At 39.2% G+C, this 18077-nt stretch carries 14 protein-coding genes and 1 pseudogene; 12 read left to right on the forward strand and 3 right to left on the reverse strand.

What is annotated here, in order from left to right:
• Positions 1 to 234: 234 nt before the first annotated feature.
• The 9 genes and pseudogenes from HWV01_RS07835 to HWV01_RS07870 all read left to right on the forward strand — a co-directional run bounded on the left by HWV01_RS07835 (position 235) and on the right by HWV01_RS07870 (position 10018).
• Positions 235 to 2535 (forward strand): S8 family serine peptidase, encoded by a 2301-nt coding sequence (locus tag HWV01_RS07835; protein WP_211674846.1) that lies wholly within the window; start codon positions 235 to 237, stop codon positions 2533 to 2535.
• 1 nt (position 2536) lies between these two features.
• Positions 2537 to 3031: a hypothetical protein gene (locus HWV01_RS07840; protein WP_211674847.1), complete on the forward strand. Its 495-nt coding sequence runs from the start codon at positions 2537 to 2539 to the stop codon at positions 3029 to 3031.
• 23 nt (positions 3032 to 3054) lie between these two features.
• Positions 3055 to 3225 (forward strand): hypothetical protein, encoded by a 171-nt coding sequence (locus HWV01_RS07845; RefSeq protein WP_211674848.1) that lies wholly within the window; start codon positions 3055 to 3057, stop codon positions 3223 to 3225.
• A gap of 145 nt (positions 3226 to 3370) precedes the next feature.
• Entirely contained in the window at positions 3371 to 7309 is a 3939-nt protein-coding gene (locus HWV01_RS07850) for a tandem-95 repeat protein (protein WP_211674849.1), read from the forward strand.
• Between the two features lies 1 nt (position 7310).
• On the forward strand, positions 7311 to 7811 hold the full coding sequence (locus tag HWV01_RS07855; RefSeq protein ID WP_211674850.1) for a hypothetical protein: 501 nt from the start codon (positions 7311 to 7313) through the stop codon (positions 7809 to 7811).
• Positions 7812 to 7949: 138 nt separating this feature from the next.
• Positions 7950 to 8114 (forward strand): annotated as a pseudogene (locus HWV01_RS22360) (zinc/iron-chelating domain-containing protein); the annotation flags it as partial.
• Between the two features lie 304 nt (positions 8115 to 8418).
• Complete coding sequence (locus tag HWV01_RS07860) at positions 8419 to 8601, forward strand: hypothetical protein (protein ID WP_067042981.1); 183 nt, start codon at positions 8419 to 8421, stop codon at positions 8599 to 8601.
• Positions 8602 to 9004: 403 nt separating this feature from the next.
• Positions 9005 to 9244 carry a hypothetical protein gene (locus HWV01_RS07865; RefSeq protein ID WP_211674851.1) on the forward strand — a complete coding sequence of 80 codons (240 nt, stop codon included), beginning with the start codon at positions 9005 to 9007 and terminating at the stop codon, positions 9242 to 9244.
• Between the two features lie 84 nt (positions 9245 to 9328).
• On the forward strand, positions 9329 to 10018 hold the full coding sequence (locus HWV01_RS07870) for an MOSC domain-containing protein (protein ID WP_211674852.1): 690 nt from the start codon (positions 9329 to 9331) through the stop codon (positions 10016 to 10018).
• Between the two features lie 20 nt (positions 10019 to 10038).
• Here HWV01_RS07870 and HWV01_RS07875 read toward each other — a convergent pair whose 3' ends face one another.
• On the reverse strand, positions 10039 to 10806 hold the full coding sequence (locus HWV01_RS07875; RefSeq protein ID WP_211674853.1) for an IclR family transcriptional regulator: 768 nt from the start codon (positions 10804 to 10806) through the stop codon (positions 10039 to 10041).
• A 240-nt stretch (positions 10807 to 11046) separates the two neighbouring features.
• Between HWV01_RS07875 and HWV01_RS07880 the strand changes: the two genes are divergently transcribed.
• Positions 11047 to 11661, forward strand: a complete 615-nt coding sequence (locus tag HWV01_RS07880; protein ID WP_211674854.1) for a flavin reductase family protein — start codon at positions 11047 to 11049, stop codon at positions 11659 to 11661.
• Between the two features lie 108 nt (positions 11662 to 11769).
• Here the strand turns inward: HWV01_RS07880 and HWV01_RS07885 are convergent, their stop codons facing one another.
• The gene (locus tag HWV01_RS07885) at positions 11770 to 12714 is read right to left on the reverse strand and encodes a LysR family transcriptional regulator (protein ID WP_211674855.1); all 945 of its coding nucleotides are present in this window, start codon (positions 12712 to 12714) and stop codon (positions 11770 to 11772) included.
• Between the two features lie 169 nt (positions 12715 to 12883).
• Between HWV01_RS07885 and HWV01_RS07890 the strand changes: the two genes are divergently transcribed.
• Together HWV01_RS07890 and HWV01_RS07895 are read left to right on the forward strand one after the other, a co-directional pair.
• Positions 12884 to 14725 carry a 2-oxoacid:acceptor oxidoreductase subunit alpha gene (locus HWV01_RS07890; RefSeq protein ID WP_211674856.1) on the forward strand — a complete coding sequence of 614 codons (1842 nt, stop codon included), beginning with the start codon at positions 12884 to 12886 and terminating at the stop codon, positions 14723 to 14725.
• Positions 14715 to 15713: a 2-oxoacid:ferredoxin oxidoreductase subunit beta gene (locus tag HWV01_RS07895; RefSeq protein ID WP_211674857.1), complete on the forward strand. Its 999-nt coding sequence runs from the start codon at positions 14715 to 14717 to the stop codon at positions 15711 to 15713. The genes HWV01_RS07890 and HWV01_RS07895 overlap by 11 nt, the downstream gene beginning before the upstream one ends.
• Before the next feature lie 364 nt (positions 15714 to 16077).
• On the opposite strand, the gene HWV01_RS07900 is transcribed toward HWV01_RS07895, so the two are convergent.
• Positions 16078 to 17604, reverse strand: a complete 1527-nt coding sequence (locus HWV01_RS07900) for an alpha/beta fold hydrolase (protein WP_211674858.1) — start codon at positions 17602 to 17604, stop codon at positions 16078 to 16080.
• Positions 17605 to 18077: the final 473 nt, after the last annotated feature.

The following is an 18077-nucleotide window of genomic DNA, read 5'->3' on the forward strand; positions in this document are numbered from 1 at the left end:
CACAACTACCAATTAATAATAATCAAACTTATATTCATTATCGATATTAAATGATCCTACGCGCATTTACATGTCTAGTAGGCATTGAACTCTTGACCATATCAAGAGGGTTAGTGTCAACACAGGTTCCGTAATTACAATGCCTTACAATGCGTTTTAAAAGGTAATGTATAATCCACTGACGGAATAGTGAACAAAAATGTTTATTGTAGTGAATTATTTAAGAGGTAGATCTTGAACAAATTAATGCATCTAATCCCCGTAATTCTTACTGGATACCTAACAGCTTGTGGTGGAGGTGGTGATTCAGAGACGTCACCAACAGTAGAGCCAACACATATATCCGGTTCTATAGCAGATAGCGACGTAAAACTGAATGAAGATACGATATATGAGGGAAGCCTTACCACAAGTAATACATTAGGTTGGAACTGGAAAATAACCCGTAATGCCGTGTTTGGTACAGCAGCAATTACAAAAGAGGGGGATTTACGCTATACGCCTAATGTAAACTACCATGGTATGGATAGTATTATAGTAGAAGCAACAGATGGGAATACGGTTGATACCGCAAGGATCCAGTTTGATGTAAAGAGTATCAATGATGCACCAAAAGTACAGGGTAAACGTACGTTTACATCCTCAACGAATAAGATTAAGGGGCAAATCAGAGCAACAGATGTTGACGCTGACACACCTAGCTTTAAATTAAAAGGTGACGTCACTAATAAAGATATCAAGTTTAACCTTGATAGTGATGGTTCTTTTAACATAACAACGAAAAGTAAGGGAGAGAGTGAGGTTGAGCTTCCTATCACTATCTCTGACGGGGCTACATCGATAGAAGCAAACTTCACTTTTAATTTCAATGTCGGACTTACTGACCCTTTATATAGTCAACAATGGTATCTCAAAAATACAGGACAGAGCGCATTTTCAAAGTCAAGAGGTACGGCTGGGCACGATATAAATATAGGGCGTCTGCATCAACAAGGAGTTAAAGGTTCAGGTGTTAAGGTTGCTGTTGTTGACTCAGGGCTCGAAATTAAGCACGAGGATTTAGTTGAGAATATATTATTAGATCGATCTTATAATTATGTGACGTCAATAAATGACCCTACTTCTACAAGTAAAGAAGGCGACCATGGTACTTCGGTTGCAGGCATTATTGCCGCGCGTGGTTTTAACGATATTGGTGGACGTGGTGTTGCACCGGAAGCGAGTTTAATTGGATTAAACTATTTGGAAAGTCAAAAAGAGTCTAATTGGTATGATAGTCATGGTGGAAAAAGAACTAAAGATGTTCTTGTTATAAATCAAAGTTATGGTGTTAAACTACAAAATAAGCCAAGGGTGTTTACGTCATCCAAGAATAAAGCTCGTGAGTCTTGGCTAAAAGAAATAACGCGTAAGAATAATAAAGGCCGAGGGGTTTTATTCGTTAAATCAGCTGGGAATTCATTCGAAGGCTTTTCTTGGTATGCTCAAAGCGTATATAGTCAAAATAAATCATTACCAAGATTAACTGCGCATAATGCATCAATTAGTCTTAGTAATGCTAGTTTTTATAATACGGTCGTATCAGCGCTAAACGCAAATGCGAGTGATCCACTGTCATCCTATTCATCTACGGGTGCTGCAGTATTTGTTTCAGCCCCTGGTGGTGAAGACGGTCGTAATGCACCAGCCATTATTACAACAGATAGTATGGGCTGTACCATTGGCTACGCCAGAACTGGCAGCAAGTACAAAGGTTTTAACCGTGGCGAAGAAGCATTAAATGAAGACTGTAATTATACATCTTCCTTTAATGGTACATCCTCTGCTGCCCCTGTTGTGTCCGGTGTCGCGGCCCTTATTTTTAGTGTTGATGATGCTATAACATGGCGTGATGTTCGTTATATTATCGCTAAAACAGCAAAGAAAATTGATGATAAGTTTAAACCCATACTTGTCGACTCTTATATTGCCGAACCCGGCTGGATAACGAATAACGCGGGCTTTAATTTCCATAATTGGTATGGTTTTGGTCTCATCGATGCTTCTGAAGCGGTGAAGATGGCGCAAACTTATATTAAGGATAAGCGATTATTACCTCCGTTAAAAGAAACTGCATTTATTCCATCGAATGATGCCGAACTAGATATAGTTGAAGGAACCCCTACGACAAAGAGTGTTCGTATAATAGAAGAAGACAATCTAATTATTGAAGCTGTACAGGTAGAATTAAACATTAAACATGGGCGTAATAGTGATCTTTCAATTGAACTTATCTCACCGCAGGGGACAAGTTCAATGTTGTTGACACCGAGAAGCTTATTAACCAGAGACGCAGATTTCGAGAAAACAGTCTTACTCAGTAATGCATTTTATGGTGAAACATCAGCTGGAGAATGGAAGATAAAAGTAACGGATACAAATCAAGGTGATTTTACTTATTATTATGTTTTTAGAGAAAGGGAACTAGAGAATAATACAGAAGCTGGATTGTTAAAAGGTGTCTCAATAAGAATATATGGGCATGAAGGAGCTTAAGGTGAAAATAAAAAGTTTATTTATATCAACATTATTTATATCAACACTAGTTTTGTGTAATGCATCTGCTAATGCAAATATTATGAACAGTGATAATGAAGAAAATGCCGTGACGCCTAGAGAGATCTCAAATACGAATAGTGATATCGTTATTGAAAGTGATGGATTTAAGTTTTCACCGATAATGGGCGCAGCCTATATGGGGTCAGATGAAGGTACAGATTCTTCACCAGCACTCTATGCAGGTCAAGAAATGCAATCATTAGAGGATGAATATACAGGAACGTTAACAGGTTCAATTTTAGTTAAAATGAAAAGTGATGATCTAACACTCTCTTTTGATGATGCTAAAATACTGGTTATTGGTAACGGATTTTTCATCATTACTTTTGATGAAAATATAGACCTATTGAAAAAAATAAAGGAAATCAAAGCACTTAGTACGGTTGAAGCTGCGGAGATTGAAGTTAATACACAGGAATATTTACCATTGTAAATATATTATTAACCTGAGTTTAATTGTATTCGCTTAAACTTGATCTGACAGTTACTTTATTCTTGTATGGTAGCTGTCAGTTTGAATTTGAGATAAAAGTATTGGAACCCGTTGGTGGCATTGCAATTGCTATTGATTCTGCGGGTATCGATATTAAATCATCCTACACATACCTCATGTCCATTAAGCATTAAAATATTAACAATATCATTAGTTTAGCATCTAGCTTTGGACCGTAATTACACTTCCTTACAATGCGATTTACAAGATAATGTATACTCCGCCGACGAAATAGTGAACAAAAATGTTTATTGTAGTGAATTATTTAATAGGTCGATCTTGAACAAATTAATACATCTAATTCCCGTAATTCTTACTGGGTACCTAACAGCTTGTGGTGGAGGCGGTGATTCAGCGACGCCACCAACATATATATCCGGTTCTATAGCAGACAGAGACGTAAAACTTAATGAAGATACGGTATATGAGGGAAGCCTTAGCACAAGTGATACATTGGGTTGGAACTGGAAAATAACCAGTAATGCATTGTTTGGTACTGCAACCCTTACAAAAGAAGGCGATTTACGTTATACGCCTAATGAAAATTATCATGGTCCGGATGGTATCGTGGTAAAAGTAACAAATGGGAATACGTATGATATCGCACTGATTAATTTCGATGTAAAGAGTATCAACGATTTACCTGTTTTAAATAGTAAAACTTTCTTTGGTATTTCAGGTAAAAAAATTAGCGGTAAAATAAGCGCAACCGATGTAGATAGTTATTATCTAAGCTATAAGGTTAAGCCAACATTTAATATGCCTGACTATATTTCTTTTGAATTATCTTCTTTTGGTTCATTTACGTTCAAGAGTGAAAAGAAGACCCCTCATTCTATAGAGATCCCTATTATTATAAGCGATGGTGAAGGAGATGTTGAAACAACTCTCACGTTTAACATTAAACCTACATCCGTTTCTATAGCAGACAGAGACGTAAAACTTAATGAAGATACGACATATGAGGGAAGCCTTAGCACAAGTGATACATTGGGTTGGAACTGGAAAATAACCAGTAATGCATTGTTCGGTACTGCAACCCTTACAAAAGAAGGCGATTTACGTTATACGCCTAATGAAAATTACCATGGTCCGGATGGTATCGTGGTAAAAGTAACAAATGGGGATACGGTTGGTACCGTACGGATTAATTTTGATGTAAAGAGTATCAACGATTTACCTGTTGTGAATAATAAAACCTTCTTTGGTATTCCAGGTAAATACATTGGCGGTAAAATAAGCGCAACCGATGTAGATAGTTATTATCTAAGCTATAAGGTTAAGCCAACATTTAATATGCCTGACTATATTTCTTTTGAATTATCTTCTTTTGGTTCATTTACGTTCAAGAGTGAAAAGAAGACCCCTCATTCTATAGAGATCCCTATTATTATAAGCGATGGTGAAGGAGATGTTGAAACAACTCTCACGTTTAACATTGAAGCGATAAAGAAGAAGGAGTATATCTCAGAGCAAAGCTTTTCCTTAAATGAAGATGAGCCGGCTAAATTTACGATCAAGACAACAAATACAACAGCGCCTAATTTCACGTTATCAATAGCGCCTAGTAAGGGTATAGCAACATTAGATGCAAAAGGTATACTAACATACACACCTAATCGTGATGTTTCTGGTCCGGACTCACTGGAAATAACAGTGACAGAAAATGGTTACTCTGATAAAGCAAAAATATCACTCTCGATTTCATCGGTGAATGACACACCAAAAGTACTGGGTAAGCGTACGTTTAGAACTTCAACGAATAAAATTGAGGATCGAATTAAAGCAACAGATGTTGACGGTGACACGCTTAACTTTAAATTAAAAGATAGCTTCACATTACCTGAAGATCTCACGTTTAAGCTTGATCGTGATGGTTCTTTTAACATCACAACGAAAAGCATGGAAGAGAGTGAGGTTGAGCTTCCTATCATGATCTCTGACGGGACTACATCGATAGAAGCAAACTTCACTTTTAATTTCAACATTGAACCGATGATCTCAGAGCAAAGCTTTGCCTTAAATGAAGATGAGCCGGCTAAATTTACGATCAAGACAACAAATACAACAGCGCCTAATTTCACGTTATCAACAGCGCCTAGTAAGGGTAAAGCAACATTAGATGCAAAAGGTATACTAACATACACACCTAATCGTGATGTTTCTGGTCCGGACTCACTGGAAATAACAGTGACAGAAAATGGTTACTCTGATAAAGCAAAAATATCACTCTCGATTTCATCGGTGAATGACGCACCAAAAGTACTGGGTAAACGTACGTTTACATCTCCAACGAAAATGATTAAGGGTCGAATTAAAGCAACAGATGTTGACGGTGACACGCTTAACTTTAAATTAAAAGATAGCTTCACATTACCTAAAGATCTCACGTTTAACCTTGATAGCGATGGTTCTTTCAACATCACAACGAAAAGCAAGGAAGAGAGTGAGGTTGAGCTTCCTATCATTATCTCTGACGGGACTAAATCGATAGAGGCAAACTTCACTTTTAATTTGAATTCTAAACTTACGGACCCTTTATATAGTCAACAATGGCATCTGAAGAATACAGGGCAGAAAGCATTTTCAAGGTCAAGAGCTACGGTTGGGCACGATATAAATATAGGAAATCTGCATAATCAAGGAGTTAAAGGCTCAGGCGTTAAGGTTGCCGTTGTTGACTCAGGGCTCGAAATTAAGCATGAGGATTTAGTTGAGAATATATTATCAGGTCGATCTTATAATTATGTGAAGTTAACCAATGATCCGACCTCTACACGTAAAGATGGTGACCATGGTACTTCGGTTGCAGGCATTATTGCCGCGCGCGGTTTTAACAATATTGGTGGACGAGGTGTTGCTCCGGAAGCGAGTTTAATTGGATTAAATTATGTTAGTAGGGGGGCTCAAGCATCAGCAAATTGGGTTGATAGCCATGGTGGAAAGCGAACTCAAGACGTGCTCGTTATAAATCAAAGTTATGGTAATGCTTACATGATGCAACCATATGACTTTATGACAATCAGAAATACCATGCACGAGACAAAGCTGAAAGAAGTAACGAGTAAGAATAACGATGGTCGGGGCGTTTTATTCGTTAAAGCTGCAGGTAATTCATTCCAACGAGTGTTAGAGTTCCAGAACGAATGGTGGCGAACTTATCAATACAGTGCTTACAGTAAAAATTCATCGTTGCCAAGATTAACTGCACATAATGCATCAATTAATCTTAGTAACGCTAGTTTTTATAACACGGTCGTATCAGCGCTAAATGCAAATGCGAGTGATCCACTATCATCCTATTCATCTACGGGTGCTGCTGTGTTTGTTTCTGCTCCTGGTGGTGAATACGGTCGTTATGCACCAGCCATTATTACAACAGATAGTATGGGCTGTACCATTGGCTACGCCAGAACTAGCAGCAGGTACAAAGGTTTTAACCGTGGCGAAGAAGCACTAAATGAAGACTGTAATTATACATCTTCCTTTAATGGTACATCTTCTGCGGCCCCTGTTGTGTCCGGTGTCGCGGCCCTCATTTTTAGTGTTGATGATGCTATAACATGGCGTGATGTTCGTTATATTATCGCTAAAACAGCAAAGAAAATTGATGATAAGTTTAAACCCATACTTGTCGACTCTTATATTGCCGAACCCGGCTGGATAACGAATAACGCGGGCTTTAATTTCCATAATTGGTATGGTTTTGGTCTCATCGATGCTTCTGAAGCGGTGAAGATGGCACAAACTTATATTAAGGATAAGCGATTATTACCTCCGTTAAAAGAAACGGTATTTATTCCATCTGATGATGTTACTGATCTAGGTATAGGTGAAGGGACTCCTACAGAAAAGAGTGTAAATATAACCAAAGATAATGACCTCACTATTGAAGCTGTACAGGTAAAATTAAATATTAAACATGGGCGTAATAGTGATCTTTCAATTGAACTTATTTCACCGCAAGGGACAAGTTCAATGCTGTTGACACCGAGAAGCTTATTAACCAAAGACGCGGATTTCAAGAATACAGTCTTACTCAGTAATGCATTTTATGGTGAAAAATCAGCGGGAACATGGACGATAAAAGTGACGGATACAAATAATAGTCGTTTTATTTACTATTCTGGTCGCAGGTTAAAAGAACTAAAGAATAATATAGACGACGGATTGTTAAAAAATGTCTCAATAAGAATATATGGACATGAAGGAATTTAAGATGAAAATAAAAAGTTTATTTATATCAACATTATTTATATCAACATTATTTTTGTGTAATGCATCTGCTAATGCAAATATTATGAACAGTGATAATGAAGATAGTGTAGCGATGCCTAGTGAGGGCTCCAGAACACATACGAATAGCGATATCGTTATTGAAAGTGATGGATTTAAGTTCTCACCGATAATGGGCGCAGCCTATACGGGGTCAGAGGAAGGTACAGATTCTTCACCAGCACTCTATGCAGGTCAAGAAATGCAATCATTAGAGGATGAATATACAGGGACGTTAACAGGTTCAATTTTAGTTAAAATGAAAAGTGATGATCTAACACTCTCTTTTGATGATGCTGAAATACTGGTTATTGGTAACGGATTTTTCATCATTACTTTTGATGAAAATATAGACCTATTGAAAAAAATAAAGGAAATCAAAGCACTTAGTACGGTTGAAGCTGCGGAGATTGAAGTTAATACACAGGAATATTTACCATTGTAAATATATTATTAACCTGAGTTTAATTGTATTCGCTTAAACTTGATCTGACAGTTACTTTATTCTTGTATGGTAGCTGTCAGTTTGAATTTGAGCTAAATTATTTTTTGCCCAAATTAGTTTCCCATCAAGTCATGTCTCAAGGACTGTAAGGTGTGCGAGGAACGCCCTTTGATATGCAGCGTGTTTGGCACAACATCGAATATACCTTGCCAAAATGGTTGTCGACCAGAAGAGGTGATTGACTCGAAGACTGAGCATAAGATCCATCACTATATCGCTAACACACGACAAGTGTTGGTGTAACTTAAATAACCCAATTGTAATTTAATTACCCTTGCCAGCCCCTTAATTACCGATGTATCTAGTTATTCAATAGAAATTGTAATTTACCAACTTAAATAAGTGGTTTTATAACCGAAATGGGCTGATTTATGTTGCAGAATAATGGAAAAGCTTGATCGAAAACATAATTCTGTTTCTTTTCATCTCAACTCGTTTGTAAAAAATAAAGCCTAATGCTAGTTTATTATTCTGAATAGTCATGTTGTCTTCTGGATATCGATATTTTATTCGTGACGGAAGTTGGTTAGATCAATAGAGGTACTTTATGAAAGTTGTAGTAGAATTTATAGAAACAGGTCGGTACAAAGATAGAGCTTGGGAACCTTCATTCTATACTGTAAAAGGCAATTTACGTTCAGTTTCTCCTTCTTATGCAGTGCAGTTAATTAATCAATTTAAAGCAATACTTTATACTAATGAAAATGGTTCAGTCGTATTTAAAAATTAAAATACATAGTTAAATTTCTTATCATTATGCTGTTTTAATATAGATATAATAAAGGCCTCACAATGTAGGTCTTTTTTATAGCGATTGCGTCGTAACTTCTGCTTCACTTCCAACTTTATCCATTTTCTATTTCACTGCCGTATCCAGTAAACCCGTCTTATTAATTATATCTCTTGGTTAGAGCCTGAATGGTGATTCATTTTCCTCTGCGTATCAAGAAAGTATTGCCACCCAAATTTATCCTTGTACCCGTTTCTTTATATTAAATTCAATTCCCTATAGATAAACCAGGGTGGGGTTGGTATAGTTGTCGTTTAATATTATTAAATAGAATTTCCTGTTTTACTGCTGAGGTGTCATTCGTCACCTAGACAGGTTGAAGCAACAAGAGTGAGGAATAGTAATGAGATATAAGATAAAAATAACAAAAGAAGAAAAACCGCTTTGCGAAGTCGTGATCGAAAATAACGATCAGAGTAAAAGAGAGGACATTTTGGCCTTAGTATTGGACCGATTCCCAACAGCTGAAGGGTTTGAGAGAGAGGTGCTATTTTCAGATGATGAAGTACGTTATCTAAAAAGTACGCCGACAGGTATCGAAGTACTCGCTTCACAACCCATTTATCGACCGACGAATAACTAGTACCTGTCTGAGATATATCACGTGGTGACGTAACACAGGGCAGAGCGAAGTAACATAACAGCAGAGCAAAGAGGTAGCTTCAATATGAAAAAGATAGGAACGGTTGGTGCAGTGCTTGTCGGTAAAGCGGTCTCTTATGCGAGAGGGTCAACAAGTGCGATAGATAAAAAAGTGATTAGCGAACGTCTAGTTGTTGAAAAACTCGGATTTGTTAACGACGAGCAAGGTGACTTGACTGTACATGGCGGCATTGAGAAAGCGCTACATATCTATCCGAGTGAGCACTATGCAGAGTGGAAAGAAGATCTCGGTGACAATGTGATGTTTCAAGAGGTTGGGGCTTTTGGCGAAAACATTAGTTCCTTGGGGCTGAATGAACATACAATTTGCATCGAAGATAAGATCCGCATCGGAACGACACTATTGGAAGTGTCACAAGGACGTATGCCTTGTTGGAAATTAAACGAAAGATTTGAACAACACGAGATGGCGCTAAAACTACAAGATACCCTACGGACAGGTTGGTATTTTCGGGTGTTGGAAGAAGGTAAAATCGGCATTGGTGATGAGATTTTACTTTGTGAACGACCTTACCCGGATTGGTCTGTCGCAAGAATAATGAGCTTGATTTTCACGGGGTGTTTAGACAAGCAAGCGCTCATACAAGTTCTGGAGTTACCATTGGTCGATTCATGGAGAAGGCTTGTCGAACGTCGCCTCGAAAACGACGTTGTTGAGAACTGGGACCTTCGGTTATTCGGGCCAATGGTTTAAAAGCGAGTTGTCTATCACCTTTACTTCACCGCTTTAGTCACCGTGTAGCCTAAGTGTTGAGACAGTCGTTTACTCGTATCGCGTATCGCTTTTATGTCTTTTTCTTGGATAGAATGTTCTTGCTTGAAACCGATGATGAGAATACACGCAACTATATTGCCTGTTGCGTCAAAGACAGGTGCTGATATCGCTTTGGCACCCGGTATGCTTGGGTTTACTTTATTTCGAATCGCATAACCTTCATCTTTTATCGATATTAGGCCTTGTTTAAACGCTTTGTCCAGCTGTGCTTGATCTTTCGTTTCTGCTTTTAAAAGATGTTGGTAAGCTTCTTCCGGTGAAAATGCCGCAAAACACATGCCGACAGAGCTGCCAGTTAGCGGTGCGTGAAAACCGACTCTAAAGCTTATCGCGACAGGGTATGGGCTTTCGAGGAAGCGAACAATCATTGGCCCCTGTGTCGTCCAAACGGCGAGTGCGGTTGCTTCTTGCGTTTCTAGTCTTAATCGTTGTAATTCTGGCTCACAGACGTGGAGAATATCTGTATGACCAAGGATTTTGGCACCAAGTTCGATCAGCTTTGACCCGTGGCAGTAGTTACCATTTACGTCTTGAATGATGACCCCAATACGCAGAAAGCTTGCTAGGTATTTATGGAGTTTACTTTTAGATATATCCATTTCTACAGCTGCATCACCTAACGAGATTGCGTGATTTTTGTTAGAGAAAAAATCGATAATCTCAAAGGCTTGCTCTACAGATTGTATGCCTTGGTTTTTCTTTTCCATAGTGTCCTATTACTGGTTTAGTATGGTCTTGCTGACGTAGCTTTATAGCTAGAATTTCAGTCGCTTGGTTATGATACAGGCGTGAGTGATAAATTCATAGTCAGAACATTTTATCCTGTAGCCTATGTTAAATAGATATTCTTTCGTTAGGGCTAGTCATTTGTAAGTATAAATTAAACCTAGGCTAACAACCTCTGATATGTCACGATACTATCTTTGCTATAACAGGGACTTAGTGACATGCAGTTAAACTTTTCAGACTTTTCAGCCAATCAAGGTTATCACTTGATGACACAGACGATTATCCCACGACCTATTGCTTGGGTACTGACAGACTCGGGTGATGCGAGCTATAATTTAGCGCCATTTTCGTATTTTACCGCGGTATCAAGTAAACCAGCGTTGTTAATGATCTCGGTTGGGAAAAAGCCGAATGGTGATAACAAAGATACACTCACCAACATCCTTAAAAATAAGAAAATGGTTATTCACATTGCATCAGATGATCAAGCTGACATTGTCACACAAACTGCCGCCACATTAGCGCATGGTGAATCTGAACTTGCTAATGCGGGATTAACGACCACTGCCTTTGATGATTTCTTGCTACCTAGGCTAACGCAATGTGATATTGCTTATGGTTGCGAACTTTATGAAATTAAAGAGATTGGAGATGCACCGCAAACGCTTATTTTTGTTGAAGTTAAGCAGCTTTACATCAATGATAATGTGGTAAGTACAGACGCGAAAGAACGATTGAGTATTGCAGCAGATAAAGTCAAACCTTTGGCTCGATTAGGGGGCGGGGAGTATGCATCAATTACTGCACCTTTTAGCATTCAAAGGCCGGAGTAATGAGTAAAGACCATTAGTGTGGTTCTTATTTTATTTATCTCTATTATGCATGCAATCAGCAGATTTTCAGCAAGGCAGGGCTATATAAAATGGTCAAGTAATCTATATTTATGAGAACGGTTCAGAGTATCTATCCATCCAAGTTGTGTAAGCTGTTTCTTCCTGCGCCTCAAGTTGTTGCACTATATATTCTATAAACACCCTTACTTTTACAGGCATATAATCACGACTGAGATAGTACAGATATACCGCTTGTTCGGGATTGCGTTGCGGTGGTGAAATTAATATAAGTTTACCTTCTTTTACCAGATCTCGAGCAAGAAAGTGAGGCATAAATGCTAACCCTGCACCTTGGCAAGCCAATTGCGCCATTACATCTCCGTTGTCTACAACAATTTGATAATCAGGCTGAACCTCAACCATTTGAGAATTTTTACCGGAGGTAATCTCAAGTATACGTCCCGATTGTCTGAAGCGGTATAATATCCATCGGTGCTTAGTTAATTGTTCTGGTGAATCAGGTCTGCCGAACTGCTCTATGTAGGACGGACTCGCAAATATACCCATGTCGATAGGACAGAGCCGTCTCGCAATTAAGCTGCTGTCATCTAATTTTCCGCTGCGTACTGCAATATCTATTCCGCTATCTACAATATTCGTATACTCATCAGAAAAGCTAAGTTCTAGCTTAATATCCTGATATTTTTGGCAAAACCCCGGAATCAAGGGAACCACATAAAGTTTTCCGAATGAAAGAGGTAAGTTCACTTTGAGCGTTCCCGCTGGTGCGACCACATTTTGAGCCAGTTGCCCCTCACAGTTATTCAGCAAAGAAATAACTTCTCGAGCAGTTTGTAGATAGTTTCTTCCAGCCTCAGTCAATTGCAGTTGACGAGTAGTCCTGTGTAAAAGTCGTACACCTAAGTTTTTCTCAAGTCTGGAGATGGCTTTACTTATGGTTGAAGGTGATTGGCCTGACTGATTTGCAACGGCGACAAAACTGCCGTGCTCAGCGAGTGACACAAATAGCTGTAATAGATTTAGCTTATCCATAGAGGGCTTAGATTAGTGAATAATATTCAATAGTAAAGTGACTTAAAGCTTATTTTAACACAGCCTTTTATTTTCTAATATAGCGACATATACAAAAAATCGCTGCTTGTTAACAGCCGCTATGCTCAATCAGGCGCCAAAGTGCCTTCTTTAATATCTGGAGATATAGATGACAGTAACTCAACTTAGCCAGGAAGTGATCTGCTTTGCCGGTGATTCAGGTGATGGAATTCAGCTAACCGGCACTAATTTTTCACATAATGCTTCCGCATGGGGCAATGACGTTATGACATTGCCGGACTATCCTGCGGAGATCAGGGCTCCCGCTGGTTCTGTGTCGGGGGTGTCTGCTTTCCAAATGCAGTTTTCCTCCACTGATATTCATACTGCGGGTGATGAGTTTGCTGTATTAATCGCCATGAATGCGGCGGCGCTGAAAAATAAAATTGGTGGTCTGGTGAACGGAGGTTTGATTTTAGCAGACCAAAATGGGTTCAGTAAAAAGAATATAGAATTGGCCGGTTACAGCTCTGACCCTCTGAGCGATGGCAGCCTGCCTGATTACCGCATTATAGCCGATAATTTTACTCACTTGACGGTTCAGTCTCTCAAGGAACTTAATTTACCGCCTAAACAGCTAAGACGCAGTAAGAACTTTTTTGTGTTAGGTATCGTATTTTGGATTTATAGTCGTTCTCTTACACAGACAGAGGAGTGGTTAAAGGCGCAGTTTTCAGATAAACCGTTAGTGATGGAAGCAAATATATTAGCACTGAATGCTGGTTTCAATTATGCGGACACAACGGAGATATTTGGTGAAAGTTTTCAGGTAGAGCCTGCACCCAAAAAAGAAGGTTTCTATCGTACTATTTCGGGAAATGAAGCACTATCACTGGGCTTTATCTGTGCGGCAGAGAAATTGCAGCGCACCTTGTTCTTAGGTTCATATCCCATAACGCCTGCATCAGAAATTTTGCATACCTTGTCAAAATATCAAGACGTAGGTGTAAAAACATTTCAGGCTGAAGATGAAATAGCGGCGGCCTGTGCTGCTCTGGGGGCATCTTATGCTGGTGCTCTGGGCATAACGTCGACTTCAGGTCCAGGGTTGTGCCTTAAAACGGAAACATTGAACCTAGCAGTTATGACCGAATTGCCTTTGGTGGTAATTAATGTGCAACGCGGCGGCCCTTCAACTGGATTACCTACAAAAACTGAGCAATCTGACCTGTTATTTTCCATGTATGGTCGAAATGGTGATTCACCCATGCCGGTATTAGCAGCTGCTTCGTCTGCCGATTGTTTCGATATGGCATTGGAAGCCAGCAGAATTGCAACGACTTTTATGACTCCTGTGATCCTATTGAGTGACGGTTACCTGGGGAACGGTACTGAGTCTTGGCTGGTTCCAAATCCCGACGACATAGCGATAAGTGCGGTAGAGCAATATCAGCAAACTGACCAGTTCCATCCCTATAAGCGCAATCCGATTACTGGGAGTCGTCCTTGGGTGAGCCCTGGTACCAAAGGAAAAATGCACCGAATAGGAGGATTGGAAAAGCAATCAGTAACGGGAGACCCTTCTCACGATCCTGATAATCATCAACGGATGACCAAAGAGCGTGCAGCAAAAATCGCTGGGATCAGCGCATTTATCCCGGAGCAGCCATTAACCGGAGAGACTGACGATCTCGTGTTGGTCATTAGCTGGGGAAGCACTCGTGGAGGGGTTTCATCAGCGGTAAAACAACTTCGAGAACAAGGCATGCCGATTGCTCACACTCATTTGCGTTATCTAAACCCATTTCCCGCCAATTTGGCTGCTATTATTGCTGCATTCAAACATGTTCTAGTATTTGAACTCAATAATCAGCAGATAGTTAAGCTGATCCGTGCGGAATTTTTAACCCCTGCCAAGAGCGCCACCCAGACTACCGGATTACCATTTAAAGTCAGAGATGTTGTTAAAACGATAAGTGAATATTATGGGGAAATTACTGATGGATGTTGAAATACTAAATAGGAAAGACTTTGTCTCTAAGTCGCAGGTTAAGTGGTGTCGCGGATGCGGAGATTTCAATGTGCTTAAAACGATGCAGTCTGTATTGGCCAAAACGGGTCGAACCAGGGAGAACAGTGTGTTTATCTCAGGTATCGGTTGCTCATCCAGATTTCCATACTACCTTGAAACCTATGGCTTTCATACTATTCATGGCCGAGCTCCAGCAGTTGCCACCGGTGTGAAAGCGGTAAACCCAGAGTTGGATGTTTGGGTGATCACTGGCGATGGTGACGCGCTGAGTATAGGAGGCAATCACTTCATTCATGCTATACGGCGCAATCAAGACATTAAAATCTTACTGTTCAACAACGCCGTTTACGGTCTTACCAAGGGACAATTTTCGCCGACTAGTGCACAGGGATGGGTATCTAAGTCTAGCCCATCAGGCTCTCCTGATAGAGCTCTAAGTCCATTAGCGTTGGCAGCTTCGGCCGATGCGACCTTTATTGCGCGTACTTCGGATAATGACCCGAATCATTTGGCAATGGTGCTAGAAGCTGCAGCAGACCATAAAGGGACCGCGGTCGTCGAAATATTGCAAAATTGTGTGATATTTAATGACAAAGTTCACGAACCATATAATGGCCCTAAAAACCGTGATGAAAATTTGCTTTATCTGAATAGTAGTATGCCGCTGCTATTCGGTAAGGATAAGACTAAAGCACTAATAAATAATGGTTTTGGCTTCAAGGTGGCAAAGGTGGATGATCCCTGTGTTCTTGTTCATGATCCTGAGACACAGGAATCTACTTATGCGTTTGCATTGGCTAACTTGAATTATCCTCAATTTCCAGTGCCTGTTGGTATTTTTCGTCAGATCCAGCGACCTACCTTTGATCAGGTATTAACTGAGCAGCAAAACAGAGCAATAAAAAAGCGTGGAACTAGAGATTTAACTACACTGTTACAGCAGGGTAGTTACCAGCGATTAGTGTAAGCAACGTGAAGTAATGATAAAAATATGGGAACTACTAATGTGTATTTTGACGGATGATATGGGGCAATTGGCTCTGGAGTGTCACAGTAAACAGCGCAAAGAGGGTAATAACACCCAACATAACAGGCGTTATAGTTATGAGGCTATCAGCTAAAGCCATCACTAGCCCATTTTATTATGTAAGGAGAGGGGGTCTTATGTCTTATAATATACAAGAATGCATCTAAAATGGTTGCTAGTATTACTTATTCTTAACAACTAAGCATTTACATAATAACGAAAGTAGGTTCTGTTGCATCTTGAAAAAAAGATGATCGCGATTTTCTTCAGATGCAACTCGCCGAGTGAACTTATAGATGTTCAACTACAAGTGAATATCTCCGGAATGTGCTGAATTAACAGGGACGGTAGGATTTTCATTACTATAACGATAAGATATTTTTTTAACTCGTTGGCATTGTTGATCCGTGACTTTGATCTCTGGCTCAAGTAAATAATTAGTCACAATGTCATCTAAGCAGGAACCAATGCCGTTATAACTAAAACCATGACCGACAGTATCTGCAATAGTAATGAGTGCTGCATTGGTTATTGTATCTTTCATTTCTACAGACCAATTATAAGAGGTTTGTGGATCATATAAACCACCCACGATCAACACTTGCTCGGTTATTTTATTTTCAATTTCAGATTGACTAGCAATAGGAGAGCGCTGTGCCGTCCAACCTTTACATAAACCTGAAAGGTTTTCTTTTAGGTAATCGCCATAGATCGATGATGAAGCTAAATATTTATCCTCATTTCCTTCTATGTCGCTATCGTCCAAAGGTATTCGTTCATCAGTACACATAACTGAGCGAAACATAGCTGACGACCGCTTTTCATCAGAAGTAAAACTTTCTTTTGGTATATGACTAAAGCTCAAATTATTGGACTCTGTCTCACATTGGGTTTTCCAACAAATAAAAGGTTGTGCTTTATCTTTATCAAATAATGCAGATAATGATAATCCTAACTTGGACTCACTCCATGAAATACCCCTTAAATTATTCAAAAGATCTCGCATAGGGTTTGTCATTTCACCAAGTATTTTATTTACATCATCTTTTTTAAGCGTGCCGCTATCATTCGCGGTATAATCACTATCCTTGGTTTGAGTTACAATATCATTTAGTTTCGCCATACTCTTTGGCTTTGAGTCCAGTCGATAATTAGCAATTTTATGGTGCCCTTGAGCCTGATCAATTCGTAGTTCTTCATAATTTTGATGTAAAGGAGACATTGAAGAATCGAGCACTAGTGCACGAATTTTTGTCGGATAACGTTCTGCATAAAGCGCACCTAGTCTTGTGCCATAAGAGTAACCTAGATAGTTAATTTGCTCTTCATTCAAATGTTCACGTAACGAGTCCATATCTTGAATAACAGCATTACTTCCCATATAAGGGGATATCTCTTTATATGTCGAATCACATGATCCTATCACTGCACAGGTCATTAATTCTCTTGCAAATGCACTTTTCCCCGCGCCCCTAGGATCCATAGCGACGATGTCAAATGATTCAGTAATGGATGTAGGCATTGAGCTTACTTGACTCAATAATCTATCGGCAGCTGTTGAACCTGGTCCACCAAAATTTAATAATAATATCCCTATACGTTGTTTTGATGAGGTTGCGGGATGAATGGTGTAATAAACCTTAACTTTATCACCATCAGGTTTGTCATAATCTTTAGGTACGACTAGATATTTACCATTACCATTACCATTACCATTGCCATTGCCATTGCCATTAGTACTGGTATTTGAGTCAAATGTAGATTCACCCCCACCTCCACATCCAGTAAGAATTAACCCGCATGCTACTAATAGTAAATATTTTTTATACATTCTTACTTATTTCCCTATGATATTTTTATGTAAAAATAACGCTGTGATAGATGAGTCGACTAAAGATACGGGGCATATTATATGAAGGGTGTCATTAATTCGAGTCGAGAATGAATCTCCTATTTCTGGATGTTTACTTTTGCAGACTAAATCACTGTTTTTCAATATTGGCAGTCTATAGCTCAACGATAAGCCTTATCTTAACCATAACGGCAAAGATCTAGAGGACGAGCCGCTATTATTGTCCAGTATTACTCAGCCACTACAATTCAACTACACAAGCGCAATGCGTAAAATTATGTAAAATATAATGAACTAACCGTTACCAACGATTACCCTTGGCAAAATAGACTATTGCGGCAGCAAAAAGCTGCGTTTTAATCGAATGGTCATCGCCTTCATGTGCCACATTCCAGAAAGAAAAAATCATATTGACGATTTTATCTCAAGATTAAAAACGTCTGTTTAAAGGG

It is taken from the genome of Moritella sp. 5 (assembly GCF_018219455.1).
Taxonomy (GTDB): Bacteria; Pseudomonadota; Gammaproteobacteria; order Enterobacterales; family Moritellaceae; genus Moritella.